Here is a 1071-nt window from a genome sequence, read left to right as displayed (position 1 = left end):
CCGGACCTGCCAGCGATGCGGGAGGAGGACCTGGGCCGGCACGGCACCACCCACCTCCCGCCCATCGAAGACCTCGCCCGCACCATCCGCCAACTCGCCAGGGGGCGGGTCGGTGTGAACCTCGCCGACCTGACCACCCACCTCCGCCGGACACAAGACGAGATCAGGAACGTCCTCGAGGCCAACGGCATTACCGTCAAGAAAGTCGAGCTGTCGTTCGGCGACGAGCGCTCACGTCGGTTGGGGGTGCGGGTGGATGCTCTGGGCGGGCACGGCCTCGCTCACCTTCCGGCCGTCGAGGACCTTGCCCGTACCATCCGCCAGCTGGCCGCGCAGCACGGGCGGGGGGTCGGTGTGCACCTCGCCGACCTGACCACTCACCTCGGCGGCCTGCAAGAATCCGAACACCTCCGCCTGCAGGAATTCGAGATCAGAAACGTCCTCGAGATCGCCGGGGTCACCGTCGAGTCACTCCAATTGAAGTTCGGCGATGAACGGCGTGCCCGGCCGGGAGTGCGGGTGGATGCTCTGGGCGGGCACGGCCTCGCTCACCTCCCGCCCATCGAGGACATCGCCCGCACCATCCGCCAGCTGGCCGCGCAGCGGAAACGGGGGACCGGTGTGCACCTCGCCGACCTGACCACCCACCTCGGCGGCCTGCAGGAATTCGAGATCAGGAACGTCCTTGCGACCAACGGGATCAACGTCCAGCCACTCAAGCTGCAGTTCGGCGACAAGCAGCTCACCCGGCTGGGGGTGCGGGTGGACGACCTGGGCCGGCACGGTGCTGCCCACCTCCCCACCATTGAGGACATCGCCCGCACCGTCCGCCAGCTGGTAGCAGCGAACAACCATCTCGGTGTGCACCTCGCCATCCTGGCCGCCCGCCTCGGTCTGGAGGAAGGCATGATCAGGCGCGTCCTTGCGGCCCACGGTGTCACCGTCGAGTCACTCAAGCTGCGGTCCGGCGGCGAGTGGCTCAAGCGGCTGGGGGTGCGGGTGGATGCCCTGGGCCGGCACGGCCTCGCCGAAAACGGGCCAGGTGAACTGCCCCGGGATACCTCCGACCAA

Annotated in this window: 1 protein-coding gene; it reads left to right on the top strand. The window is 68.7% G+C overall.

The genetic code is table 11. The features are described 5' to 3' along the window. On the top strand, positions 1-1071 hold a 1071-nt coding region (locus ACWCPY_RS43345; RefSeq protein WP_451274708.1), incomplete at both ends, for a Clp protease N-terminal domain-containing protein.

It is taken from the genome of Streptomyces sp. NPDC002403 (genome assembly GCF_053593015.1).
This window is presented reverse-complemented; position numbering and strand designations above follow the sequence as displayed.